The 24,355-nt window shown below is 57.8% G+C and carries 23 protein-coding genes; 8 read left to right on the top strand and 15 right to left on the bottom strand.

Translation table 11 applies throughout. The features are described from left to right. The first annotated feature begins 24 nt into the window (after positions 1-24). Positions 25-987, top strand: a complete 963-nt coding sequence (locus RHM55_RS21510) for a zinc-binding dehydrogenase (RefSeq protein ID WP_322178230.1) — start codon at positions 25-27, stop codon at positions 985-987. Between the two features lie 58 nt (positions 988-1,045). Here the strand turns inward: RHM55_RS21510 and RHM55_RS21515 are convergent, their stop codons facing one another. From RHM55_RS21515 to RHM55_RS21540, 6 genes are all read right to left on the bottom strand, one after another. After that, a complete protein-coding gene (locus tag RHM55_RS21515) occupies positions 1,046-1,699 on the bottom strand; it encodes an HAD family hydrolase (protein WP_322178231.1) in 654 nt (217 codons plus the stop codon). 60 nt (positions 1,700-1,759) lie between these two features. Next, on the bottom strand, positions 1,760-2,749 hold the full coding sequence (locus RHM55_RS21520; RefSeq protein WP_322178232.1) for an ABC transporter ATP-binding protein: 990 nt from the start codon (positions 2,747-2,749) through the stop codon (positions 1,760-1,762). After that, positions 2,746-3,546, bottom strand: coding sequence for an ABC transporter permease (locus tag RHM55_RS21525; RefSeq protein WP_219061530.1), 801 nt, complete (start codon positions 3,544-3,546; stop codon positions 2,746-2,748). The genes RHM55_RS21520 and RHM55_RS21525 overlap by 4 nt, the downstream gene beginning before the upstream one ends. Then, complete coding sequence (locus tag RHM55_RS21530; protein ID WP_322178233.1) at positions 3,533-4,378, bottom strand: ABC transporter permease subunit; 846 nt, start codon at positions 4,376-4,378, stop codon at positions 3,533-3,535. The genes RHM55_RS21525 and RHM55_RS21530 overlap by 14 nt, the downstream gene beginning before the upstream one ends. Next, positions 4,375-5,181, bottom strand: coding sequence for an alkaline phosphatase family protein (locus RHM55_RS21535; RefSeq protein WP_322178234.1), 807 nt, complete (start codon positions 5,179-5,181; stop codon positions 4,375-4,377). Before RHM55_RS21535 ends, RHM55_RS21530 begins: the two co-directional genes overlap by 4 nt. A gap of 91 nt (positions 5,182-5,272) precedes the next feature. Next, the gene (locus tag RHM55_RS21540) at positions 5,273-6,340 is read right to left on the bottom strand and encodes an ABC transporter substrate-binding protein (RefSeq protein ID WP_322178235.1); all 1,068 of its coding nucleotides are present in this window, start codon (positions 6,338-6,340) and stop codon (positions 5,273-5,275) included. Positions 6,341-6,703: 363 nt separating this feature from the next. Here RHM55_RS21540 and RHM55_RS21545 point away from each other — a divergent pair, with 363 nt between their 5' ends. Then, a complete protein-coding gene (locus RHM55_RS21545) occupies positions 6,704-7,420 on the top strand; it encodes a UTRA domain-containing protein (RefSeq protein ID WP_322178236.1) in 717 nt (238 codons plus the stop codon). Positions 7,421-7,456: 36 nt separating this feature from the next. Here the strand turns inward: RHM55_RS21545 and RHM55_RS21550 are convergent, their stop codons facing one another. From RHM55_RS21550 to minC, 7 genes are all read right to left on the bottom strand, one after another. Then, entirely contained in the window at positions 7,457-9,640 is a 2,184-nt protein-coding gene (locus RHM55_RS21550) for a mechanosensitive ion channel domain-containing protein (RefSeq protein ID WP_322178237.1), read from the bottom strand. A gap of 138 nt (positions 9,641-9,778) precedes the next feature. Continuing rightward, positions 9,779-9,943 (bottom strand): hypothetical protein, encoded by a 165-nt coding sequence (locus RHM55_RS21555; RefSeq protein ID WP_322178238.1) that lies wholly within the window; start codon positions 9,941-9,943, stop codon positions 9,779-9,781. Positions 9,944-10,047: 104 nt separating this feature from the next. After that, on the bottom strand, positions 10,048-11,337 hold the full coding sequence (locus RHM55_RS21560) for a M18 family aminopeptidase (RefSeq protein ID WP_322178239.1): 1,290 nt from the start codon (positions 11,335-11,337) through the stop codon (positions 10,048-10,050). Positions 11,338-11,436: 99 nt separating this feature from the next. Next, positions 11,437-12,072, bottom strand: coding sequence for an RluA family pseudouridine synthase (locus tag RHM55_RS21565; protein ID WP_322178240.1), 636 nt, complete (start codon positions 12,070-12,072; stop codon positions 11,437-11,439). Between the two features lie 94 nt (positions 12,073-12,166). Continuing rightward, positions 12,167-12,421 carry a cell division topological specificity factor MinE gene (minE, locus tag RHM55_RS21570; protein ID WP_219061521.1) on the bottom strand — a complete coding sequence of 85 codons (255 nt, stop codon included), beginning with the start codon at positions 12,419-12,421 and terminating at the stop codon, positions 12,167-12,169. Next, the gene (gene minD / locus RHM55_RS21575) at positions 12,418-13,233 is read right to left on the bottom strand and encodes a septum site-determining protein MinD (RefSeq protein WP_219061520.1); all 816 of its coding nucleotides are present in this window, start codon (positions 13,231-13,233) and stop codon (positions 12,418-12,420) included. The genes minE and minD overlap by 4 nt, the downstream gene beginning before the upstream one ends. 201 nt (positions 13,234-13,434) lie before the next feature. Next, positions 13,435-14,175, bottom strand: coding sequence for a septum site-determining protein MinC (gene minC, locus RHM55_RS21580; RefSeq protein WP_322178241.1), 741 nt, complete (start codon positions 14,173-14,175; stop codon positions 13,435-13,437). A 133-nt stretch (positions 14,176-14,308) separates the two neighbouring features. On the opposite strand from minC, the gene RHM55_RS21585 reads away from it, so the two are divergent. The 6 genes from RHM55_RS21585 (at position 14,309) to RHM55_RS21610 (ending at position 23,139) form a co-directional block, all read left to right on the top strand. Further along, positions 14,309-15,241: a lipid A biosynthesis lauroyl acyltransferase gene (locus RHM55_RS21585; RefSeq protein ID WP_322178242.1), complete on the top strand. Its 933-nt coding sequence runs from the start codon at positions 14,309-14,311 to the stop codon at positions 15,239-15,241. Positions 15,242-15,295: 54 nt separating this feature from the next. Beyond that, a complete protein-coding gene (locus tag RHM55_RS21590; protein ID WP_322178243.1) occupies positions 15,296-16,465 on the top strand; it encodes a patatin-like phospholipase family protein in 1,170 nt (389 codons plus the stop codon). Positions 16,466-16,682: 217 nt separating this feature from the next. Beyond that, on the top strand, positions 16,683-17,504 hold the full coding sequence (locus tag RHM55_RS21595) for a hypothetical protein (RefSeq protein WP_322178244.1): 822 nt from the start codon (positions 16,683-16,685) through the stop codon (positions 17,502-17,504). Then, positions 17,501-20,821: a LysM domain-containing protein gene (locus RHM55_RS21600; RefSeq protein WP_322178245.1), complete on the top strand. Its 3,321-nt coding sequence runs from the start codon at positions 17,501-17,503 to the stop codon at positions 20,819-20,821. The genes RHM55_RS21595 and RHM55_RS21600 overlap by 4 nt, the downstream gene beginning before the upstream one ends. After that, entirely contained in the window at positions 20,806-21,798 is a 993-nt protein-coding gene (locus RHM55_RS21605; protein WP_322178246.1) for a sel1 repeat family protein, read from the top strand. The genes RHM55_RS21600 and RHM55_RS21605 overlap by 16 nt, the downstream gene beginning before the upstream one ends. 150 nt (positions 21,799-21,948) lie before the next feature. Then, positions 21,949-23,139 (top strand): hypothetical protein, encoded by a 1,191-nt coding sequence (locus RHM55_RS21610; RefSeq protein WP_322178247.1) that lies wholly within the window; start codon positions 21,949-21,951, stop codon positions 23,137-23,139. A 17-nt stretch (positions 23,140-23,156) separates the two neighbouring features. Here RHM55_RS21610 and RHM55_RS21615 read toward each other — a convergent pair whose 3' ends face one another. Together RHM55_RS21615 and RHM55_RS21620 are read right to left on the bottom strand one after the other, a co-directional pair. Continuing rightward, positions 23,157-23,723: a glutathione S-transferase gene (locus tag RHM55_RS21615; RefSeq protein ID WP_322183063.1), complete on the bottom strand. Its 567-nt coding sequence runs from the start codon at positions 23,721-23,723 to the stop codon at positions 23,157-23,159. A gap of 72 nt (positions 23,724-23,795) precedes the next feature. Further along, on the bottom strand, positions 23,796-24,308 hold the full coding sequence (locus RHM55_RS21620; protein ID WP_322178248.1) for a peptidylprolyl isomerase: 513 nt from the start codon (positions 24,306-24,308) through the stop codon (positions 23,796-23,798). Positions 24,309-24,355: the final 47 nt, after the last annotated feature.

Below are 24,355 nucleotides of genomic sequence, written 5' to 3' on the forward strand. Positions count from 1 at the left end.
GTCCAGACTTACTATGGAGGCACTGTGAAGGCATTGCAAGGCGTTGACGGACATGTGGAATGGGTAGAACAACCCGATCTGACATGTGATGTAGGGCAAGTACGCATTCGGATCGCTGCTGCGGGTCTCAATCGCGCGGATCTATTGCAGCGGGCCGGGCTGTATCCGCCACCGCCGGGAGCCAGTAAAACCCTCGGGATGGAGTGCTCCGGGGTGATCAGCGAAGTCGGTTCGGGTTCGTCCTGGCACGTAGGGGACAGAGTCTGCGCGCTGCTCGCAGGTGGTGGCATGGCTGAAGAGGTCGTAGTCGACGGACGGCATGTGCTGCCGGTTCCCGAAGGCATGTCTTTGCCGGAAGCGGCAGGTATCCCCGAGGTGTACGCCACTGCGTGGCTGAATCTGTTTCAACTGGCTGCATTGAAGCCGGGTGAAAAGGTATTGCTGCACGCCGGGGCAAGTGGTGTTGGTTCAGCTGGCATTCAGCTTTGCAAGGCGTTCGGCAACCCGGTATGGGTGAGCGTCGGCTCTGCCGAACGTCTGGCGTATTGCGAAGCGCTGGGGGCTCAGGGTGGGGTTGTGCGCAGCGACAACCTCGAAAGCTTGAAAGACCTCGGCCCGTTCGACGTCATTCTCGATCCAGTAGGTGCCAACTACGCGGCCTTGAACATCAAAGTGCTGAACGTTGATGGGCGATTGGTACTGATCGGTTTGATGGGCGGGCGCGAAGCGCAACTGGACCTGGCGCAAGTGCTGGTCAAGCGTGTGCAGATACTGGGTTCGACCCTGCGTAGCCGTGATGATCAATTCAAAGCGGATTTGCTCAGTGATCTGAGTCAGCACGTGTGGCCGTTGTTTGTCGAAGGACGCCTCAAGCCGCAACTGGCCAGAACGTTCCCGATCAAAGACGCCGAATCTGCCTTCGCCGAGCTGGCGACCAATCAGGTGTCAGGCAAACTGGTGTTGGTGATCGACGAAAGTCTGGTCTGACACATGGTGTGAAGTCGTTCGCTTAAGCGGCCTGCCAACCAGGCCGCTTATTCAGCCATCACTTCCAGCTATGAATCGGCCAGCTGGCCTTTTCTGCATGCTCGCGCAGTACCGGGTCCGGGTTGACGACGCGGGGGTATTGGACCTTGAGCAGCAGCGCCAGGTCATTGCGTGAATCCGAGTAGAAACTGGAGCCTTCCAGCGTCTCGCCTTCGTTTTGCAACCACTCCAGCAAGCGCGTGACCTTGCCTTCGCGGTAGGTCAGTACGCCCAATGTCGCGCCGCTGTAGACGCCATGTTTGACCTCCAGTTCGATCCCCAGTACTTCGTCGATGCCCAGTCGTTCGGCGATGGGTTTGACTAGGTGCGTGCCTGACGCCGATATCACTAAAATCCGGTCACCGGCCGCTCGATGGGCGGCGATGGCCCGGCAGGCCTCGCTGAAGATGATCGGTTCGATCACGTCTTCGACCCAAGGACCTACCAGGTGCGCGACTTCTTCCGGCGTGCGACCGGCCATGGGCTCCAGGCTGAAGGTCATGTACTCCTCCATCGCCAGTTCGCCTGCGCTGTACGCGGCCATCAGTTCATTGTTACGGCGCATGAACGACTCAGCGTCCACCCAGCCGAGTCGACCCATTTGTTCGCTCCACAAGCTGGCACAGTCGCCGTGGATCAAGGTTTCGTCCAAATCAAAAATCGCTAACGCCATTACTGCTGTCCTCTGAAATTTTGCAGCCTTCGTAACCTCTACAGGTTCTGCGGTTGTCGCTTAGGCTACTTCACACAGCGCCGACGGATCGATAGCCAAGGCCACTCGACGTCCATTGGGGTGCAAATCAGCCGCTGAACGGTTCAGTACGTCGACCACCAGTTCCACGCCTCGGGCTTCGATCCGGTAACGGATCACGTTGCCCAACAGGCTGTGGCTGCGCACTTCGCCGTCGAGGTCGCCGGTCAGGCTCAGCTCGATGGCTTCCGGACGAATCGCCAGACGGCTGTTGATCGGCCGTTGCAGCAAGCGGCTGGCGCTGTCGGCGTCGAGCAGGTTGTAGTTGCCGATAAAGCCGGCGGCAAACACGTCGATCGGCGCGGTGTATAGGGTTTCAGCATCGCCGCTTTGGACGATCCGGCCCTGGTTCATCAGGAAGATCCGGTCTGACATGGTCAGCGCTTCTTCCTGATCGTGGGTCACGAAAATCGTCGTCAGTCCCAATTCACGCTGGATCTGACGAATCTGTTCGCGCAGGTGTTTACGAATCCGTGCATCCAGCGCCGACAGCGGTTCATCGAGCAACAGCAGGCGTGGCCGGGTCACTAGCGAGCGCGCCAGCGCAACCCGTTGGCACTGGCCACCAGACAGTTGGTGCGGGTAGCGTGCGGCGAAGTCGTTCAGTTCGACCAGTTTCAGCACTTCGGCGACTCGCGTGCGGCTGTCGTCGGCGTTGACCTTTTGCATGCGCAGGCCGAACGCGATGTTTTGTTCGACGGTCATGTTGGGGAACAGCGCATAGCTCTGGAACACCATGCCGATGCCGCGCTTCTGCGGGCTGAGCGGGACAATGTCCTGGCCGTCGAGCAGGATCTTGCCGCCATCAACCGCGGTCAGGCCGGCAATACAGCGCAACAGGGTGGATTTGCCGCACCCGGAAGGGCCGAGCAGTGTCACGAACTCGCCTTTCCTGATGTCGCAGTTGATGTCGCTGAACACGGCGGTGCCGGCGTAGCTCTTTTGCAGGTGATCGACGCTGACGAAGCTCATTGGCTTTTGTCCTTGTTCATTAAATTGGCCGCCCAGGTCAGCACCAGCACAAAGAAGAAGTAGGAAACCACCAGCGCACTGGTGAAGTGACCGCTGCTGTTGCGCATGTTGTTCAGGTAGACCTGCAGGGTTTCGTAGCGCGTACCGACCAGGATGTTGGCGAACACGAACTCACCGAACAGGAAGGAGAACGACAGCAATAACGCGACCATCAGGCCTTTGCGCAAGTTTGGCAGCACCACCAGGAACGCGGCCTGCCAGGTGCTGGCACCGAGCAGTTGCGCAGCGTCCATCAGGTCGCGCAGGTTAATCGCTTGCAGGTTGTTGGTAATCGCCCGGTACATAAACGGCAGCGCCACGGTGAAGTAGCAGCCGATCAGAATCCACGGCGTGCCGACCATCGCGAAAGGCCCGGACCCATAGAGCTGCAACAGCCCGACGGATGACACCACGGGAGGCACGGCGAAGGGCAGCAGGATCAGGATATTCATCAGCGCATCAAGCTTGGGGAAATGGTAATGCACGACGAACAGCAGTGGCAGGATCAGGACCACTGACAGCACCAGGGAGCCGACACATACCAGCAGTGACTGGCCGAATGCGTGGAGGAAACGCGGGTCGCTCCACAGTTCGACATACCATTTGACGGTAAACCCGCTGGGCAGAATGGTTGCCGACCAACTGGTGGCAATGGAGTAGATCAGCGTCCCTGCCAGTGGCAGCAACAGAATGATGAACAGCAGGTACACCACGACGCGGTGGTAGAGGACGGCGGAGCCCGGTTCAGCGCGAGACATGGTAGCTCCTCTTCAAAAGCCACTGGTGCACGAGGGTCACCAGGGTCATCAGGCCCACCAACACTACGGCCAGGGCGCTGGCCATATTCGGGTCGAGGCTGATGTCGCCTGAAACCATGGCGGCAATACGGATGGGCAGCACGTTGAAGTTGCCTGTGGTCAGGGCGTACACGGTGGCGTAGGCGCCGAGGGCATTGGCCAGCAGAATCACGAAAGTACCGATCAGCGCCGGGGTCAGCACTGGCAGGCCGATATACCGCCAGAACTGCCAGCTGTCGGCCCCGAGCAAGGCAGCGGATTCGCGCCAGTCTTCGCGCAGGGCGTCGAAGGCCGGGTAGAGCAGCAGCACACCCAATGGAATCTGGAAGTAGGTATAGAGGATGATCAGCCCGGTTTTCGAATACAGGTTGAAGTCCTCAATGATCCCGGCTTGCTTGAGCATGATTGTGATACTGCCGTTGAATCCCAGCAGGATGATGAAGGCGAAGGCCAGCGGCACACCGGCGAAGTTGCTGGTCATGTTGGCGAAGGCGTTGACGAAGTTACGCAGTCGCGAGTCGACCCGACGCAGGGAGTAACTGCCCAGCACGGCAATGATGATTCCGAACACGCTGGACCAGAAGCTGATCTCCAGGCTGTGCTGGATCGCTTGCAGGTAGAACCGGGAGCTGAACACTTCAGTAAAATTAGCCAGGCCCCAGCCGTTGTCTTCCGATTGCAGGCTGTGGATCACGACCCAGGCCAGCGGGGCGATCTGGAATACGATGAAAAACACGGAGAAGGGCACCAGACACAGGGCCGCCAGCCATTTGCCTCGAGTGATTGAGTTCACTTCAACAACTCCCGGCACACTGGCTTGTCGTGAGGGACGCCGAGCAGTTCGCAGACCGTGCCACACAGATCGGTCTGTTTCGGTTGGGCATTGCTATCGAAACTGAAGGCATCGCCGAACACGAACAGCGGAACTTCGCGTTCTTCCGGGAGTAAGCCATTGTGGGAACGGTCGTTGTTCATGCCGTGGTCAGCGGTCACTAGCACCTGGTAACCGGTGTCGAGCCAGCCTTGCAGGTAATCGGCGAGGATGATGTCGGCAGAGCGCGCACTGTTGCGGTATTGCGGGGTATCGAGGCCGTGCTTGTGCCCGGCGTCGTCAATGTTCATGGGGTGTACCAGCATGAAGTTCGGCGCATGGCGCAGACGTAGGCTTTCGGCATCAGCGAACAGGTGTGAATCCGGATAGTGATCCGCATAGTAGAAGTGTCCATGCTGGATCGGCAGGTGTGCGTCGTCAGTGTGGCGGTCGCGGGCGGCAACGAACGGTGAGCGGTTATACAGTTCGCTGACCCAGTGATAAGCCGCTGCGGCAGTGCTGAGACCAGCGTCGGTGGCATAGTGGAACACGCTGCGCTGATTCGACAGGCGCGTGACGTTGTTGTGCACGATACCGCTGTCGATCGGTTTCACGCCGGTAAGGATGCACTCGTACAGCGGTCTGGACAGCGAAGGTAGCTCGCATTCCAGTCTGTACAGGGCGGCGCGTCCTGCACCTGCGTATGCCTGAAGGTGTCCCATGGCATGTCGGGCGACTTGGTAGTTAAGACCATCGAGCACGACCAGGATGACGTTGTGCCTCATAACGGATGAGCTCCAGAAGCGTTGTACACAATCAGAAAAAATGGTCCAAAGAGGGAAAAACGGGCGAACCCGTTTTTCCCTCAAATAACGCTTATTTCATTTCGATGATGACTTGTTCGTTCCACTTTTTCGGCAGGCTTTTCGAGGTTTTTTCCCAGGCATCCGCGTCGGCAATCGGCTTCACGTGTTTGTACTGCTCGTTAGGCAGCAGCTTGGCTTGTACGTCAGCCGGCAGGGTGATGTGTTCAGCACGAATCGGACGGGCATTGCCCCGCGCCAGGTTGGTCTGGCCGGCATCGCTGAAGATGTATTCGCGAGCCAGTTTGGCGGCGTTCGGGTGTTTGGCGTATTTGTTGATGATGGTGGTATAGCCGGAAATCACCGAACCATCGGAGGGGATCAGCACTTCATAATCGTCAGGATTGACCATCTTGTCGCGGTAGCTCAGGCCATTGAAATCCCAGACCACGCCCACTTCGATTTCGCCTTTTTCCATCGTGGCGATTGTCGGGTTGGACAGCGACAGACGCCCCTGTTTGGCGATTTCGGCGAACATCAACAGTGCCGGTTCAATATTCTTTTCATCGCCACCTTTGGAAATGGCAGCAGCCAGCACGCCGTTGGCGGCCTGGGCGGCGGTGCTCACGTCACCGATGGAGACCTTGTATTTGCCTTTCTCCAGGTCAGCCCAGGTTTTGGGGGCGTCGGAGCCATGGAGCAATTTTTTGTTGATGATGAACGCGATGGTGCCGGTGTAGGCCAGTGCCCAGTTACCGTCTTTGTCTTTCGCCCAATCCGGGATTTGAGCCCAGGTGCTTGGCTTGTACGGCTGGGTCACGCCCTGTTTTACTGCGATAGGACCGAAGGCTGCACCCACATCGCCGATATCCGCGCTGGCGTTGTCTTTCTCCGCAGCGAATTTAGCGACTTCCTGGGCCGAACTCATGTCGGTGTCGATATGCGTGAGGCCGTAGTTTTTCAGCAGGTCGTCCCAGGTGCCTTTCCAGTTGGCCCAGTTATCGGGCATGCCGACGCTGTTGACCGCACCTTCCGTCTTGGCCGCGGCCTCCAGGGTTTTCAAGTCGGTATCAGCAGCCATGGCGGCTGTGCACAGGGCAATGGTCGAACCTAACAGTGATGCCAGGAAAAGATGTTTCATCCGAAGCTCCTTTGGGCGTTTTCAACGCTACGTTTTTATCGACGTTAGTGCGGTTGGGTTGGTCTAGGTCAGCAATACCTGAGCCAATTTAAGCCTGCTGAATGACACTTTGATGTCGGCATCACTCCTGCAAGGGTAATCATCAGCTAAGGGAGGTCAGTCCAAGGTAAGCGTAGACCATGGCTAAAATATTGATATTCATCGGTTTTGTTGATCTGGAACAACCGTATCAGGCCGTCCCTCGGCAGCTTTGTCATCGATCAGTCATGTGCTTTGTCTAGGCTGACCGATACTCACAGGAGCGATATTCATGCTCGGTCCTGCTCTTAAACAGCGCTGGACTAGTCCAGATAGGTAACGTTGATGCGCGAAGATGCACCAAAGGCGGTGACAGCCATCGGTCTGGCCTTGCAGGAACAGATCGAGCACGGCTTGTTGCCGGCCAGTAGTAAGCTGCCCGCCGAGCGCAAACTCAGTGAGTTGTTCGGTACCACGCGGATCACCGTGCGTGAAGCGTTGTTGCAGTTGGAGGCACGGGGTCTGGTTTATCGCGAGGAGCGACGTGGCTGGTTTATCTCGCCGCCGCGCCTGGCTTACGATTTGATGCGCCGCAGCCATTTTCACGCCATGGTCAGTGCGCAGGGACGAGTGCCTTCGACGGAGGTGATTTCAGCGCGTCTGCAGCCTGCGTCGGCGGCGGTATGTGCCTGGTTGCAGTTGCCAGCATTGTCCAGCGTGATCCAGATCTGCCGCGCGCGACGCATTGATCAGCGACTGGTGTTGTACGTGGAGCACTATCTCAATCCGGAATACTTTCCCCAGATACTGGATGTCGATCTGAGTCAGTCGCTGACCGAGTTATACGCCAGCCGTTATGGCTTGCGGTATGGCCAGGTGCGTTTCGAGATGGTGCCGACGGCCTTGCAGGTCGAGGCGGCAGCGGCATTGAAAGTGTCCGTTGGCAGCCCGGGCCTGCGCATTGCCCGGGTCAACTATGATCAGCAAGGCCGTCTGATCGACTGCGACCTTGAGTATTGGCGCCATGATGCGATTCATGTGAGTGCGGTGGTGCCGGGGTAGGGCGCGATCATGTCGTCACGCCCAGTGTGGTCGCGATCATTGCTTTTCCTTGGCCGCTCCAACGCCAATCACGCTACCGCCGCCGGTGCTCACCTGTACGCTTAAACGTGGGGTTGCCAAATCGAGTCCGGCTTCATCCAGATGGCGTTTAAGCGACAAGTTGAAGGCGCGCGAAACTTCCCACTGTTTGATCGGAGCAGTCTTGAAGCGCGCCCGCAGGACTGCGCTGCCGGATTCGAAACTTTCGACCCCCTGAATCTCCAGCGGCGACCAAATGTTGCGTCGCTCCAGCGGGTCACTGTGCATTTTATGCCCGACCTCACGAACCAGTTTGATCGCGTCGTCGATGTTCATGCTGAACGGAATCGCAATGCGGAAAATCGCATAGCCGAACTCCCGCGAGTAGTTCTGGATGCTTTTGATCTCGCTGAACGGAATGGTGTGGACGATGCCATCGATATCCCTCAAGCGCACCGTGCGGATGGTCAAACCTTCGACCGTGCCCAAATGCCCGCCGACGTCGACGTAGTCGTCGATGGCCAGCGAGTCTTCGATGATGATGAACAGGCCGGTGATCAAATCCGCCACCAATGACTGCGCGCCGAAACCAATGGCCAGGCCGATAACCCCGGCACCGGCCAGCAGAGGGGTCACGTTCATGCCCATGTTCGCCAGTGCGACGATCAGGGCGATGATGAATATCGCCACGAACAGCACATTGCGGATCAGCGGCATCATGGTTTGCGCCCTGGCATTGGCCAGGCCTTTGCGTGACCGGGTCAAGGCATGATGCACGGCGGTGTCACCGAGGATCCACACCAGCCAGGCGAACAGCAATGTTGCGCCCAGGCTGAACAGCTTGATGCTGACTTCGTGGCCGTCACCTTCGGCGAAACGAATCAGCGACAAGCCCCACACGCGAAGGCCCAGTTCGATGAACAGCAACCAGACCAGCAGATGCGCCAGGGTATAGAAGAAGTTTCTCAGTCTGTCCGAATACAGCGCATGACGTTTTTGTCCATGGTACGGCCGTTGCGCATGACGGCGCACCAGGCCATTGATGACCATGCACAGCACCAGCAATACCGCGCAGATCAAGGCCTGACGCAGGGCGGTACTGGTATCGCCAGCAGAGAAGAACGTGGCGAACAATGACACCGCCACCAGCATCAATGCCGGCACATACCAGAACGAGCCCAGGATGTAGAGGCTGTCGCTCAAGGCGCGCCGGGTCAGGCGACGGGACAGCGGCTGGTTGCGGATCAAGTGGCCGATGGGGCGGCGGAATCGCAGGATGAACAGCCCCGTGGAGATCGCGGCCAGTACGTTAGCCAGGGTTGCGGCGGTGTGCGCCAGGTGTTCGCCAAGACTGGCGATCAGGCGCGGGTCGCTCAAGGCCTGGCCGAAGGCGGCAAAACTCCCAATCAGCCACAGTGGGCGAAACGCCTGATGACGCAGGATATACAGCGCTCGGCGGCGGTGGGGGCCGTCGACAACGGAAAAGGCAATCACGCAAATGGCCGAGAATAAGGTGCCAACCACCAAGGCATACGCCAGCACCATGGCCAAATCCTTGCCCAGCGAAGAGGGCAGGGAATAGCTCAAGTACACGGTGATAACCAGGGCCACCAGCCACGGCCCCAGTTTGCGCAGGGCAAAACGCAGCATGTCCCAGGTACGAGGGTGTTGTGGCAGCTCTTCTGACAGACCAAAGCGCAGGCGCACCCGATGGCTGAGCCAGATCAGCACGGCAGCCAGCAGGCTCCAGAGCAGCATCACCAGGGCGAAACCGAAGATGACCGGCAACCATTGATTGGCGGGCAGCATCAGCCCCAACAGCTCTTCCTGCGCCAGGGTCAGTTCGTCGGACCAGCGCTGAATCGGACTGTCATCACCGCTGAATTGCTTCTCGAAACCGGACAGGGTGCTTCCGATCAATCCAAGCACGCCTTCTTCGGCGGTCGGTTGAGCTTTCTTGGTGGTGTCGCGGAGTTTTTTCAGGTCGTCGAGAAGTTTGGTGCGTTGTTGATCGTTTTCCAGGGTCTTGATCACTTCATCCAGCGATTGCCCAAGAGGTTCCTGTGCTTGCGGTTGGCCTTTCTGTGAGCCACCTAGTGAACCCGGCAGGCTTAGGGCCTGAGCCGCGCTAATGGGTATCAGGGCCAACAGACAGATCAGAAAAAGGCGCGGGAGAGCGAGCAGGCGGACAAAAACAGGCACTGGGCGGTGAACCTCGAATCAGCACAAAAACGCCCGGTATCATCAGGCAATGACTGGCGAGTGTACGAGTGACGCGTGGGCTTGGCGAGCGCCATTGTATAGACAGCTTGCGGTTATGCACGCCATACGCCGAGCGGCTTACACCAGTTTTTCGAGGAGTTTGTAAACCACCGTCCCGAGGATGCAGACCATGCCCAGCCAGAGTAAGAACACACCAACACCTCGCTCCTGGTAAGAGAAACCCACACACAGCATGAGCATGCCGGCGACTATCGGTATTAGCATGGAGTGGAACGGATCCATGAGCACTGCACCTGTCTGGTTCGGTAGTGTCAGTCTAGGTGGGTTTTTGCAGATGGACCAAGTGATCGTCTTCGCAGGCAAGTCCGCGAAGACGATGGACTGGATCAAGGCAGTTCGTGGCTGGCGTAGAACGCGGTAAGCACTTTCACCAAATGCGCCAGATCCTGGCTGCCTGCCAGTTCACGGATCGAGTGCATGGCGAAGGTAGGCAGGCCGATATCGACGGTGCGCACCCCCAGGTGGCTGGCTGTGATCGGGCCGGTGGTCGAACCGCAGGCCATGTCGCTGCGCACCACAAAACTTTGCACCGGAACTTCTTCGGCCATGCACAAATGGCGGAAGAAACCGGCGGTTTCGCTGTTGGTTGCGTAGCGCTGGTTACTGTTGACCTTGATTACCGGGCCTGCGTTGAGTTTCGGGCCGTGATTGGCGTCGTGCTTGTCAGCGTAGTTCGGGTGGACGCCGTGGGCGTTGTCGGCCGAGATCAGCAACGACTTTTGAATGGTACGCACATAATCTTCGCCTTCAGGTAGCAGGCGTTGAAGCACTTGTTCCAGCATCGGACCGTCTGCACCGCAGGCGGAGCTGGAGCCAACTTCTTCGTGATCAGTGCAGATCAGCAGGCAGGTCTCATCGGTTTCGGCCGTGAGCAAGGCGTTTACACCGGCGAAGCACGACAGCAGGTTATCCAGGCGTGCGCCGGCGATAAAATCACCATGCAGGCCGACGATCGCAGCGCTTTGGGTGTCGTAAAAGCTCAGCTCGTAATCGAGTACCACATCAGCATTCAAACCGTGTTCGCGGGCCAATTGATCGGTCAGCAGTGCACGGAAATCTACACGCTCATCGCCTGCCACCTGCGCCAGAATGGGCGGTAACTCGTTCTGGGCGTTGATCGCCCAACCTTCATTGGCCGTGCGGTTCAAGTGGATCGCCAGATTCGGGATCACGGCGATGGGCAGTTTGAAATCGATCAGTTGGCTTTCGACCTTGCCATCACGGCGGAAGGTGACACGCCCGGCCAACGACAAATCACGGTCGAACCAAGGCGCAAGCAGGGCGCCACCGTAGACTTCGACACCCAGCTGCCAGAAACCCTGGCGCTGTATCTCGGGCTGCGGCTTGACCCGCAGGCACGGGCTATCGGTATGGGCACCGACCAGACGGATGCCGCCGCTCAAGGGCGATAGACGGCCCAGTTTGAAAGCGACAATCGACGAATCATTGCGGGTGACGTAATAGCGCCCACCGGCCTCGGTGGCCCATGTTTCGCGTTCATCCAGACGTAGGTAACCGGCCGCTTCCAGGCGTTGAACAAGGCTTGCGGTGGCATGAAAGGGGGTGGGGGAGGCCTTGAGGAAATCGATCAGGCCTTGGTTCAACTCTTCGCGCATAAGTTACTCCAGACAGCAGTGGCGCGAGTTTACCGTATCTTGTGACTGACGCCGACCTTGTGGGGATTTGCATGTGCGTCCGGTTCGGATTGCACGCAATCAAAACGGCGCAGGGCACTCGAAGCGCATGCGCTCACCCGATTGTGGGTGAGTGAAGCTGAGCATGCTGGCGTGCAGGCACAGGCGTGGGTAAGCAGCCAGCGCTTGCGGGTGTGCGTACAGCCCGTCGCCCAACAACGGGTGGCCGATGGACAGCATGTGCACGCGCAATTGGTGTGAGCGACCGGTAATCGGCGTCAACTCGACACGGCAGTAATCACCGCAGCGTTCCAGCACTTTCCAGAATGTCAGTGCGTGCTTGCCGAATTCGTGATCGACCACGTGCCGGGGTTTGGTAGGGGGGTCGTAGCGCAGCGGCAAATCGATACTGCCACTGTCCAGTTCCGGCTGACCCCAGCACAGAGCGGTGTAGGCTTTTTCGGTTTCACGGTCGTGAAACTGCCGTGACAGCTCGCGATGCGTATCGGCATCGCGGGCCAGCAGGATGATGCCGGAGGTTTCCCAGTCCAGGCGATGGACAATGCGGGCCTCGGGGTAACCGTTTTCCTGCAGGCGGGTAATCAGGCAATCCTTGTTGTCCTCGGCACGGCCGGGAACGGAAAGCAGCAGGGTCGGTTTATCGACCACCAGAACGCCAGCGTCCTGGTGAATGATGCGGATGTTCGACAACGGCATGTGCAACGGGCCTCGAAACGCTGGAAACGCCAACGGCGGTATTCAGACCCTTTTTTTCAAAGGGTCCGAGATACCGCCGCAGGCACCCGCCGGATCAACGATCTGGCAGGGTGATATTGAGTTCGAGGATCGAGCAGCTGCCCTGGTTTTCCAGCGCGACATGCACTTGTTCAGACTCGATGTTGACGTATTTACGGATGACTTCAACCAGCTCTTTTTGCAAAGCCGGCAGGTAATCCGGGGTGCTGCGTTGGCCTCGTTCGTGCGCCACGATGATCTGTAGACGCTCTTTCGCTACCGAAGCTGTACTTTCCTTCTTACGGTCACGAAAGAAGTCAAAAATATTCATTCACGGCCTCCAAAGACTCGCTGAAACCATCCCTTTTTCTGCACATCGATGAACCGGTGTGCAACTTCCTTGCCCAGCAAGCGATCCACGGCATCGCTGTACGCCTGACCGGCGTCGCTCTGGTCGTCAAGGATGACCGGGATACCCTGGTTAGAGGCTTTCAAGACTGCCTGGGACTCAGGAATCACGCCCAGCAGGCGGATTGCAAGGATCTCTTCGACGTCTTCGACGCCAAGCATTTCGCCCTTGGTGACACGCTCTGGGTTGTAGCGGGTCAGCAACAGGTGTTCCTTGATCGGGTCTTCGCCTTTTTCTGCGCGACGGGACTTGCTCGCCAGCAAGCCGAGCATGCGGTCCGAGTCACGTACCGAAGACACTTCCGGGTTGGTCACAACGATTGCTTCGTCGGCGAAATACATCGCCAGATGCGCGCCTTTCTCGATGCCCGCAGGGGAATCGCAGACCACATATTCGAAGGTTTCCTTGAGTTCCATCAAAATCTTTTCAACGCCGTCCTGAGTCAGGGCGTCTTTATCACGGGTCTGGCTTGCGGCCAGCACGTAAAGATTTTCCAGTCGTTTGTCTTTGATCAGTGCCTGGGTGAGGGTTGCTTCACCGTTCACGACGTTGACGAAGTCGTAAACCACGCGGCGTTCGCAGCCCATGATCAAGTCAAGATTACGCAAGCCGACGTCGAAGTCGACGATCACTGTTCTGTGGCCGCGCAAAGCGAGACCGGTACCGATAGCGGCGCTGGTGGTGGTCTTACCCACACCACCCTTGCCGGATGTAACCACGAGAATCTTGGCCAAGGTGTTTCACCCCTAGAGGAAAAGGACAGTTAGTCCCTGAAGGGCATCCCTTGAAACGGCAACAGTCGAGCAATGCTGGAAATCGAGAACCCCTGAATCAGAGGTTTAACCATTGGGAAACCTTGGCTTTCTCGACTTCCGACTTCTTTTGCTACGTTTTCGCGACGAATCAGGGATGCTTTAAAATGGCGGCAGTATCCGTTAAAGACGGGTGATGTTCAACACTTCACCGGACAGGCTGACCTGTACCCCGGCCCCCCACAGCGGATCTCTGCGCAGGTCTTCTGAAACCTTGTATTGCCCGGCGATCGAGACCAGTTCAGCGCCCAACTGTTGGCAAAAAATCCGTGCCTTGGTATCACCTTTGATCCCGGCCAATGCTCTTCCGCGCATAGGGCCGTATACATGGATGTTGCCATCGGCCAGAAGTTCCGCACCGGGACTGACCGGGGCGATGACCACAAGGTCGCAGCCCTGGGCATAAATCTGCTGACCGCCACGCACGGGAGAGGTGATGATTTTGGTCGGTTTTAGGGTTGGCTCAGGTGGCTTTTCCGCTTTTTTCTTCGCTGCATCGCCTTCGACCGGTTCCAGCGGACGCTCCCGGGCACCCGAAGGGGGCAGTACCGGCAGGTCAATAGCAATGGCGGCAGCGATGTCTTCGATGCGGTTGGCACGAATCGCCAGCGTGCGCAGGCCGTGTTGCCGGCACACACGCATCAAGGCCGGCAGGTCGACCGCGCCTTCGCCAGCGGGCAGTTTGTCCAGAGCCAGCACCAGAGGGGTGTTGCTGAAGAAGTTCGGCGCGAGGGCAACCTTGGCCGCCAACTGGCGATCAAGGCTTTCAAGATTGTTTCGGGCCAGCTCAAGCACGGTAATGGCAAGCATGCTGCCCTTCAGCTGGAACACAGGATCCTGGTCTTGCAATTCGATTTGGCTCATGGTCGGCACAAAGCAGCTTGTCGCTAAAAGTGCCGAGACTTATAACGAGAACGCTCGCGAGTCGCAAGCCAAGCCGAACTGATGTTGCCGAACCGATGTAGAATGCGCGGCCCTTATCTTTACGGAAGCTGTAATGGATCGCCCGCGTTTTCGAGCTCGTTTTCTTCTACCGCGTTTCTGGCCGCTATGGCTGGGGCTGGGGCTGCTCTGGCTGATCGTTCAGTTGCCGTTTCGCACGCTGATAGCCGTTGGTCGGGCGCTGGGTGCGGTGATGTATCGTTTTGCCGGTGACCGACGGCGTATTGCGTCGCGCAACCTGGAGCTGTGCTTCCCCCATCTGTCGAAAGCCGAGCGTAAACAGCTGCTCAAGGAAAATTTCGCGTCTACTGGCATCGCGTTTTTTGAGATGGCCATGAGCTGGTGGTGGTCGCGCCAGAGGCTGGCCAAACTGGCCCATATCGAAGGACTGCAGCACCTCAAACAGGCGCAGTTGGAGGGGCAGGGCGTGATTCTCATGGCACTGCACTTCACCACGCTGGAAATCGGCGCGGCCTTGCTCGGTCAGCAGCACACCATTGATGGCATGTACCGCGAGCACAAAAACCCGCTGTTCGACTTCATCCAGCGTCGCGGCCGTGAACGCCATAATCTGGACTCCCTCGCTATCGAGCGTGAAGACGTGCGTGGCATGCTCAAGCTGCTACGCGCTGGCCGGGCCATCTGGTACGCGCCAGATCAGGATTACGGCGCCAAGCAGAGCGTGTTCGTGCCACTGTTCGGGATTCAGGCGGCGACCGTGACCGCCACCAGCAAGTTCGCTAAGCTGGGTCGCGCTCAAGTGGTGCCGTTTACCCAGCAACGCCTCGCTGATGGCAGTGGTTATCGACTGGTGATTCATCCACCGCTGAGCGATTTTCCCGGCGAAAGCGACGAGGCCGATTGTCTGCGGATCAATCAGTGGGTCGAACGCGCCATCATCGAGTGTCCGTCCCAGTACTTATGGGCGCATCGACGCTTTAAAAGCCGACCAGCGGGCGAGCCAAAGCTGTATAAGACGCGTGGCTGACACTAAACAGGCTGAAAATTAAAAAATGCGTTCACGTGCCATAGAAAATCGGTCATGAGTGCCGCTGAAATCTCTTCCGCAGAACCGATCACCGGGCTGATTCTTTCCGGTGGCGGTGCACGGGCGGCTTATCAGGTCGGCGTACTGGCCGGGATAGCTGATTTGTTGCCTGCCGGTGCTCCAAATCCCTTTCCGGTGATCGTCGGCACCTCGGCCGGGGCCATCAATGCCGTCAAGTTGGCCAGCGGTGCTTCGCACTTCTGCGCCGCCGTTCACCAATTGACCGAGTTCTGGCAGGGCTTTCGCAGTCATCAGGTGCTGCGTAGCGATTGGGCGGGGGTGGTCCATCAAGCCGGCCGCTTCGTCGGCCACCATCTGATGGGGATTGGCTCGCGAGTCCCCGTGGCGTTGCTCAACAGCTCGCCCTTGCGTGACCTGCTCAACGCCCGTATGGACCTGAGCGGTATCGAGCATGCCATCGAAGCCCAGCATCTGCGTGCCGTGGCAGTAACAGCGTTTGGTTATGAGTCGGGACAAGCCGTGACCTTTTATCAAGGTAAGGACTCCATCGACTCCTGGCTGCGTCATCGGCGTATCGGCTTGCCAGCACAACTGACGGTCGATCATTTACTTGCCAGCTCAGCGATCCCCTTGCTGTTCGCGCCGATCAAGATCGAGCAGGAGTATTTTGGCGACGGAGCTGTACGTCAATCAGCACCGATCAGCCCGGCGTTGCACTTGGGGGCGAATCGGGTGCTGGTGGTCGGGGTCAGCGGCAACCCGCGCAGTGTCGAAGCGAAAGCTCCGCTGCACCGGCCAACACGGGGCGCGCAGCCGAGTCTGGCTCAGATTGGCGGGCATATGCTAAACAGCACCTTTATCGACAGCCTGGAAAGCGACATCGAATTGCTGGAACGTCTCAATGAATTGAGTCATTTGTTGGCTCTGCAACAGCCAGTACGCAGGTTGGGTCTGGCACCGGTCGACGTGCTGGTGATCGCGCCCAGCCAGCCGCTGGACGAAATCGCCGCACGTCATCGGCACGAGTTGCCGGCCGCCTTGCGCATGTTCCTGCGCGGCCCGGGCGCGACTAAAACCAGCGGCGCCGGCGTGCTGAGTTACCTGTTGTTCGAAACCGGGTATTGCAGTGAGTTGATCGAACTGGGCCGACGCGATGCCCTGGCCCAGAGTGACCAGTTGAAGCGGTTTTTAAGGCTGGCTTGAGGACGCGCCCCTGCGGGCGCTTTCGCCGTTCAAATCGGCCCCGGCAGAGTCCAGACTGGCAGCAAATGCTACAGGCGTTACCCACCCCCCCGTCGTTGATGTAGGACTTGTCCTCAAGCCACACCGGAAACGTCTCCTTCGTATCCCCCCGCATTGAACCCGTTCGTCATCCACTGCATGTTTCGCCCTTTCTGGCAGACCTATCAAAGGACGGCTTATGTCTGACGCGATCATCCGGTTTCTTGAGCGTCCCACCCTGAACGGCCCTCGACTGGAACAGGGGCAGAAGATAGCGTTCCTTATCGAAGCCGCCCACGCGCCTGACGCATGGAAGGTACTGATGCAAAAAGGTGCGCAGTTCAACGTTGACCGGCTGTGGTTCGGCACCCCGTTTCAGGCGCACATGGCCCAGGGGCCCTCCTGGTTTGTGGTCAACACAGCGTGCATCGACGGGCTGGCGGAGGTGTGTCATCAACGCCCCGCAGGCACGGCCTTGACCTGCACCGACCCGGCGCAGGCACTGGCGCATGCCCGAACATTGCTGAGCATGATCCCGACGAACGTATTGTCGATTCACGACCCCGCTATCTGGGCCGCGCTGGCAATGGAAAACACCCGGCAACACGCCTGCCTGTTCGGGCCGTGGAGTGAGGTTTACACCCCGGTTCCTGGCGTTAATCCCGCATCACGTCAGTGGCATGTCTGGAAAGCCGAAACACCCGCCACAGGGCCCTGCGAATACCCCCTCGTTTTCTCCGACACCCTGTACTCGACCTACAAGGACATCCGCTGGCTGCACTGGCTACGGCAGAACCCACAGCACTTTGCCCAGGTGCCAGATCATGAACTGCCTCGCGCAGTCAGCAACCTCAATTTCTTCGTGAAGCACGGCATCGGTATCGACCGTGACCTGTTGCAGCTCTCTGCGCTAATCACCCACGGCGACGTGCGTGAGCGCGAAGACCTGCTCCCGATCCTCACCTCGCGCGAACGGCCACAGCGTCGGGTCGAGCAACTGCTACAGGGATTACAGCCATGACCACTCACATTTATACCGTCCAGGAAGGCGACACCCTCAGCGGTCTCGCGCAGCGATTGAACAGCGGTGTTGACGAATTACGACGTCTCAATCCCTTTATCAACAATCCGAACTACATCCGCACGGGGTGGACATTGAATGTGCCGGACACCACCAACGCGCGCGTGGCGGACAACCCGGCGCTCGCACCCGACACCAGCGCTCTGGAGGTGTTGCACCTCGACCCCGTTGCCGCGCCGCCTGAACACTGCACCGTCAATTTCTGCGGCGAGCAGCCGTGCACGCGAGACACCCATTACGCCGACGTTATTTATGAAGTCGGTCAGGAACGCTTCTGGCTGTTGCGCGAACACACCCTGAATACGCTGGTCGCCGCTGCCGATAGTCTACAAAAGAAGCTGCTGACCACTAATCCCGACTCACGGATCAACGCCCTGAATGACGCGGGCCTGCTGGAGCCTTTTCTCGAACCCAAAACCAACAGTTTTCTGGATGCCCAAGACAGCCAGCGGTATCTCGAAATCGAGCATGAGTTGGGCCAGACAGGGCGCGACCTCGGACGTCTGGGGATACGCGAAGAGGGCTTGCAGGACGTCAAACACGTACCGAGTCTCACGGTTGAGCAGCTCAGACACGTCAACCAACAGCAACAGGCCGCCCTGCCGTTACGCCGCGAACTGGCTGCACTCGATGCCAAGGGCCATAAAATCGGCCTCGAACGCGGCTATAGCTTTGAAGACGGTCATCTGTACAGCGCCGAGGCGATGAAAGCTCGCGAGATCATCCAGCGTTATCTCAAACAGCGCCAGATTCTGGTGGACCTCGGCAAACCTCATTTCAGCCAGCAAGAAATCGAGCAATTCTCCCGAGAGCAGGCCCAACTGCTCACAGAGATTGATAGTGCGACTCGTGACCTCACTTCACCGCGACTGGACATTGCGCAATGGGTACGGAATTCGACAGGAAAGTTTCATTATTCCGAACTGGTAAAAACCCTTCTCGAAGCCGCCGCCTACGGCCTGGCCTTGCCCGAATACGCTCTGCAAGGCGACAACGGGGATATTCAGCACGGGTTCGAGGAGTACGAGAAATACCACGCCTGGCTCAGGCAAAAAGCAGCCCTGGATCAACACGTCGAAAAATCATTCGACAATTGGGTCAATGTCGCCAAACAACAGCCTCCGAGCAGCCTGTTCACCACGGAAGCCGTGCAGTGGCAGGCACTCGAAGCCCAAGAACAGGCGCTGAAGAAAAAAGCCGAAGATTTCGTCAAACGCTCAAAACCCCTACGCCACCTGCTCTGGAACCCCGAGACCTTTGCGCCAAAACCGCAACAACGACTGGTACGCACTAACTTTCCGTTGCGAGAAATCAGCGTGCCCACCGAGCGCACGCGCCTGCGTCACTTGAGCCTCACCGACGTACTCAACCACCTCAACCAAAGCACCCGCGACCTGCTCAAGGACGACCTGAACAAAGCACTGGCCCAAGCCAAAGATCCCACCGTCAGAGTGACTGCGGGCAATACCAGTGCCGACCCGGATCTGTTCACCTCCTGGCTGAGAATGAACGACGCTCGGCCCGTTGAAATCCAGGCCGGCTGGTTCGACCGCAACGGCTTCTTCCAGCCCGAAACGTTCAAGCGCTACATCAAAACCGAAAAAATCTACATCGAGAACCTGCGCGACGACGCCACCTTCGATGCCTGGGGCAAAGACCTTGAACAGATCCTGTTCAAAAAAAGCATCCTCGGCCCATTGCGCTTATTCGATAACAGCCCGCAGGCGCGCTTGATCCGCTGCTTGACCCCGGCCCAGAGCAACGTGCAACTCGCCACTCAAACACTAGACCCCAGCGTCAGCCTGAAAAAAGGCCTGGGCGCGTCGGCCAACGTGACGCTGGACGTCAATCGGGCGCAGGGCGAAGTTGATGTGGCCTCGTTTGAGCTGCCAGGGAGGGCCGAGGCGACACCGAAAACGCTGAGCTACAAAAACGAAAACGACGACCAAGGCCAGAAAGTCGCAGACGGTATCGTCACGTTCGGAAAGTTTTGCCTGACCGGCAGCATCAAGGCCTGGGGCTTCGCCGGCGCCTCGATGATGCTCAGCGCCAACCTGCGCGTGGGGCCGAACAAACAGGAAAACGACGACCTGGGCCTCGACACCGGCCGCGACGCGGAGCGCCGCCTCAGCCGAGCGGAGACCGGCCTGAGACCCCACATCCGCCACGACGACCTCCTCGGCGGACAGTTCAACCTGTTCGCTGGCGTACAAGGTGGGGTCAAAATCAATGGCTCACTGCTCTGGACTCCGCCCGACGACCTGCTGACCCTGCGCCACCCGATCTTCAAGAAACACGTCGATAATGACGGTTGGCTGGAACTCGCCACCTTGGGCATCGACGCCTCCGCCGCATTGGGTGTCGGCACCAAGGCCGGGCTTAACCTGTCCCTGCAAAACGGCTACGTGATCCTGCGCATGAACGCCGCCATCATTGCCGGCCCCGGCGTGCAAGGCGCCTTCAACTTCGTCGTGGGCTACAAGGCCATTATTCAGATCCTGGATATCTTCAATAAAGCCCTGGTTGAAAACAACTATAAGAAAATGGTCTGGGTACAACCGGAGGCCTTCGCGTACCTCAGCAAACTGCAACTGCTCAGTGCGGTCGGCGTGGACATGCAGTGGGCTTTTTTGAGGGGGTATAACGTTGTGAGTCGGATGTATGACGTGATAAAGGCTGGCGGGCGGGCGGGGCCGATGGCTCACGAGATTTTTGATAAACAAGACGATCAGGAATTGAGGCGGTGGTATTCAACCTTGACGCCAGAGGGGTTGGGGTCGCTGCTGGATACGCTACTTCAAAGGCCAAGGGCGTTTGAAGTAGAAGCGCAGGGCGATATGGGTGGCACAAGGACGGTGAGGTATACAGCGCAGCAATGCCATTTATTGCAGCAGCACGCGATCGAAATCATTTTAACTTCCATCCATGAGAATGCCACGGCAAGCGCATATAACACGATCGGCTATGAAAGCCTGGCCTCGGCGCAAGAGCGGTTTGGCAAAGCAGTGCTGCGTTTTTCATCCTTTAATAAACCGGATAATCCCAAGTTTATTTATTGTGAAAATGTATACCGGATGAGTAATTTCATGGCGGCAAATGCTGGTGAAAAAATAGAAGATAGAATCATGCAGGAACGTTATAGAAAAGCGAGACGTCGATTGGGCGAGGCGATGGACACTGCCTGTGATTTTGCATCACAGACAAAATTCTGGAACCCAGATGCAGGGACGGAGCTGGCACCATGGCCAAGATATTGATTGTTGCAGTGAAACTAACCGGCCTGCTGTTGCTGTTCAGTCATTGCGCCTGGGCTCAATTGACACCAGAGCAAGAAGAGGCACGCAGCCAAGGTCTATTTTTCTTAAATATGATCAAGAGTGCAAAGGCAAGCCCCTTCCTTGAAATATCAGCCGAGGCTGGGGACACGGATTCACAGTATTACTTGGCTGAAATTCTTAGGCGGAACCAAAAAGTTATAACGCCGAGAGCTCAGGAGCTGTACGAAGCCGCCGCCGAAAAAGGTGATATTTACGCCATGATGCGGTTGGCCGATAAAGGTGATGACCTTTGTCACATCATGGAGAATTGTCCGCCTGATATAAAAACACCTCAAAAGTGGCTGGAAAGCGCTCGCTCACTGGCCAAAGAAAGAGCCGCTCAGGGGGATGGTGAGGCCATGCAGCAACTTTTCATGATAAGCGGTCATTTTGATTGGTTAGTCAAAGCAGCGGAGTCCGGCTTCCCTGATGCGCAGGAATGGCTCGGCTCTTTATATAAAGAAGGTGTTGGCACTTTTCTGATCCCCGGCAACCGGAAAAAGGAAATCGAGAAATGGTACCGGGCCTCGGCGGAAAGTGGCTATGCGCCGGGTATGAGTAGCTATGCCGATTTACTGCAAAAATTTGGAGATCTCAAAGGTGCTGGTTATTGGACAGAAAAAGCAGCCGAGGCCGGTCACTTTGGTTCTATGTCTAGTTACGCCGCGTGGACTGCTCATATGCCCGACGAAGTCGGCTACCCGCTTGATATGGTAAAAGCCTATGGTCTGACACTGCTCATGGCAGAAGCGGACCCCGGTAGAAGGCCGTCATCGCCCGGCTACGGAGGGCAAGTACTGCCAAGTGTCGCCGCCAAAATGACCCCCGAACAAATAGACGCCGGCAAAGCCTACGCCAAAGAGTGGGCGAAAACCCATCCGTCGCTGTCGAGATTCCCGCCTAGGTACGGATATTGATGCCGGCTGGACGCTCTCACGCCAATGCACGTAGGACCCATCCTCAAACTTCGCAAGACAACTCCCTACCTGTATCCCCCTCATTGAAACCATTCCTGTGTCGCCGCATCTTGCAGTTCTTCCGAACTTTTTTGTAGGCGACGCACTGCCATGTCAACGGCCAAACACCCTGTCCTCGATCAAACCGAATCCTTGCGTGCCGCCGCTGACCGACAGCAGTTAGGGTGCCTGGAAAGTACGTGGCTGGGCTGGAACGAGTTGCATCGTTTTGTTTGTTCTAAAGGGCATGTTTTTCTCAAGACCCCGAGACGGATGAGCCGAAGCCAGGAGAGTTGTCAGGCGTGTATTCAGGATCGCTTTACGGAGCGGGTCCGCGCCATTTCCCTGGAGGCCGGGGTGACGTGGCTGGATGAGCAGTGGCTGGGTGATGGCGTGCCCCATAACTTTCGTTGTTCGCAGGGGCACACGTGGCAACGTAAATCTTCGACCATGGGCTTGCACCCTGATTGCAGCCTCTGCAAGCGAGACAAGGCCAGAAACCTCAAGGGGTTCTCCGACGGACTGACCCGTTTGCAGCAGATCGCTGCGCAGCACGGCGGGGTATGTTTGGCTGATGCTTACACCAGTACCCGTCAACGGTATGGTTTTCGCTGTGCCCAAGGGCACGTATGGGAGTCTCTAGGTGTCAATATCATGGGCGGCGCGTGGTGCCATGAGTGCGCGATCCAGCCCAGACTTATCCATGAAAAGGGGGTGGACGGACTGGCACGGTTGCGTGAAGTGGCCGAACGCCATGGCGGAGTCTGCCTTGACCAGAAGTACCTGGGCGTAAAGCATCACTATCGCTTTCGTTGCGATGCCGGGCATGAGTGGATGAGGTTGGGGGCGAGCGCCTTGCATGGCAGCTGGTGTGTGACATGCCACCTGAAGGCGAAGACACTCACCCTTGATGACGCGCATCGGGCAGCCGCGGCAAAAGGAGGAACATGCCTGTCCACTGAGTATGTAAATGCCCAAATAAAGCTTCAATGGCAATGCCAGAACGGACATCGCTGGCTTGCCCCGATGGGGACTATCAGACAGGGTGGTTGGTGCAAACGGTGTCCAAAGAGCAGGCTAAGCCTCGACGATGCCCATCAGGCCGCGCGAGCAAGAGGTGGGAAATGCCTGTCCACCAAATACGAGAACTGCCACACAAAAATGCACTGGTTGTGCGAACGAGGGCATGGCTGGCACACCAATCTGTCAATCATACGTAATGGCCATTGGTGTCCTGAGTGCGCTCATATGGCGAAGGTAACCACTCTGAAGACGATGAAGCGATACTTGTCGGCTAAGTAAAGGGCGTTGGCCATGTGTCAGACCGGCTTGGTCATCACACCCATGAACAGCTCTGACGCGAGAAAGCGCTGTAACCAGGCCTGTAGGCGAGGGTAGGGGCTTTGCCAGAACCAGTCGGGGTCGACGTAGCAGAACTGCCGCACGAAGGGCGCCAGGGCGATGTCGGCCAGGGTCACGTGCTCAGCGGCCAGGAAGGTCCGTTGTAGCAGGCGTTTTTCGAGCTTTTGCAAAAACAGTGCACCCAGGTCGCGGTAGTGTTCCTGCGAGTGTTCAGGATGGCGGACCGCGTATTTGTAGTGATCCAGATGGTGCTTGAAGACGTGATCGTTTTCTTCGATCAATGCCCCGATGTCGCTCTGGGCCTGCGGGTCATTTGCCAGCAGCCAGTCATCGGGGTCGTTGAGCGCCAGTGCCCAGCGCATGATGCCCAGACTCTCGTCGATCACGCGTCCTCCCTCACAGATCAGGACGGGCACAGTGCCTTTGGGTGAATAGGCAAGCATGTGCGGCGGCTTTTCTTTGAGGCTGACTTCGCGAATGTCCAGTGCGCAGCCCGCGTAAAACAACGCCATGCGCGCACGCATGGCGTAGGGGCAGCGCCGGAAAGAGTAAAGAATCGGCGTCGCGGTGTTCACTGCGCTCAGCAACGGGTCTCTTTACGCTTCGGCAGGCAGTTGGCCGCAGTCGGCGATCACGACTTTTTTGCTGGTTTTGCCTGATTGCGAGCCCAGTGCTTCAATGGCCCTCACAACGTCCATGCCTTCGATGACTTTACCGAATACCACGTGTTTGCCATCCAGCCAGCTGGTGACGATGGTGGTGATGAAGAACTGGCTGCCGTTGGTGTTCGGGCCTGCGTTGGCCATGGACAGGTCGCCTGGCTCGGTGTGCTTCAGGGTGAAGTTCTCGTCCTTGAACTTTTCGCCGTAGATCGACTTGCCGCCGGTGCCGTTGTGGTTGGTGAAGTCACCGCCTTGCAGCATGAAGTCTTTGATCACGCGGTGGAACGAAGAGCCCTTGTAGTGCAGGCCGTCGCCTTTCTCGCCGGTGCACAGGGCACGGAAGTTCTCAGCGGTTTTCGGTGCCACGTCTTCGCGAAGTTCCATCACGATGCGACCCATTGGCTCGTCGTTGGCGGTGATGTCGAAAAATACTTTTGAATTGGACACGGGGAGTTACCTTCTCATTTGAGGTGGCGCAACGGGTCGCGCCGTGG

The sequence above is a fragment of the Pseudomonas sp. MH9.2 genome, from assembly GCF_034353875.1.
In the GTDB taxonomy this organism is placed as follows: domain Bacteria; phylum Pseudomonadota; class Gammaproteobacteria; order Pseudomonadales; family Pseudomonadaceae; genus Aquipseudomonas.

Bases quoted from the DNA above. Each gene is read 5' to 3' on its own strand.
- RHM55_RS21515 (WP_322178231.1), bottom strand. From the start codon at position 1,699: ATGGCGTTAGCGATTTTTGATTTGGACGAAACCTTGATCCACGGCGAC.
- RHM55_RS21520 (WP_322178232.1), bottom strand. From the start codon at position 2,749: ATGAGCTTCGTCAGCGTCGATCACCTGCAAAAGAGCTACGCCGGCACC.
- RHM55_RS21525 (WP_219061530.1), bottom strand. From the start codon at position 3,546: ATGTCTCGCGCTGAACCGGGCTCCGCCGTCCTCTACCACCGCGTCGTG.
- RHM55_RS21535 (WP_322178234.1), bottom strand. From the start codon at position 5,181: ATGAGGCACAACGTCATCCTGGTCGTGCTCGATGGTCTTAACTACCAA.
- RHM55_RS21540 (WP_322178235.1), bottom strand. From the start codon at position 6,340: ATGAAACATCTTTTCCTGGCATCACTGTTAGGTTCGACCATTGCCCTG.
- RHM55_RS21545 (WP_322178236.1), top strand. From the start codon at position 6,704: ATGCGCGAAGATGCACCAAAGGCGGTGACAGCCATCGGTCTGGCCTTG.
- RHM55_RS21555 (WP_322178238.1), bottom strand. From the start codon at position 9,943: ATGGATCCGTTCCACTCCATGCTAATACCGATAGTCGCCGGCATGCTC.
- RHM55_RS21560 (WP_322178239.1), bottom strand. From the start codon at position 11,337: ATGCGCGAAGAGTTGAACCAAGGCCTGATCGATTTCCTCAAGGCCTCC.
- RHM55_RS21565 (WP_322178240.1), bottom strand. From the start codon at position 12,072: ATGCCGTTGTCGAACATCCGCATCATTCACCAGGACGCTGGCGTTCTG.
- minE (WP_219061521.1), bottom strand. From the start codon at position 12,421: ATGAATATTTTTGACTTCTTTCGTGACCGTAAGAAGGAAAGTACAGCT.
- minC (WP_322178241.1), bottom strand. From the start codon at position 14,175: ATGAGCCAAATCGAATTGCAAGACCAGGATCCTGTGTTCCAGCTGAAG.
- RHM55_RS21585 (WP_322178242.1), top strand. From the start codon at position 14,309: ATGGATCGCCCGCGTTTTCGAGCTCGTTTTCTTCTACCGCGTTTCTGG.
- RHM55_RS21590 (WP_322178243.1), top strand. From the start codon at position 15,296: ATGAGTGCCGCTGAAATCTCTTCCGCAGAACCGATCACCGGGCTGATT.
- RHM55_RS21595 (WP_322178244.1), top strand. From the start codon at position 16,683: ATGTCTGACGCGATCATCCGGTTTCTTGAGCGTCCCACCCTGAACGGC.
- RHM55_RS21600 (WP_322178245.1), top strand. From the start codon at position 17,501: ATGACCACTCACATTTATACCGTCCAGGAAGGCGACACCCTCAGCGGT.
- RHM55_RS21605 (WP_322178246.1), top strand. From the start codon at position 20,806: ATGGCCAAGATATTGATTGTTGCAGTGAAACTAACCGGCCTGCTGTTG.
- RHM55_RS21610 (WP_322178247.1), top strand. From the start codon at position 21,949: ATGTCAACGGCCAAACACCCTGTCCTCGATCAAACCGAATCCTTGCGT.
- RHM55_RS21615 (WP_322183063.1), bottom strand. From the start codon at position 23,723: ATGCGTGCGCGCATGGCGTTGTTTTACGCGGGCTGCGCACTGGACATT.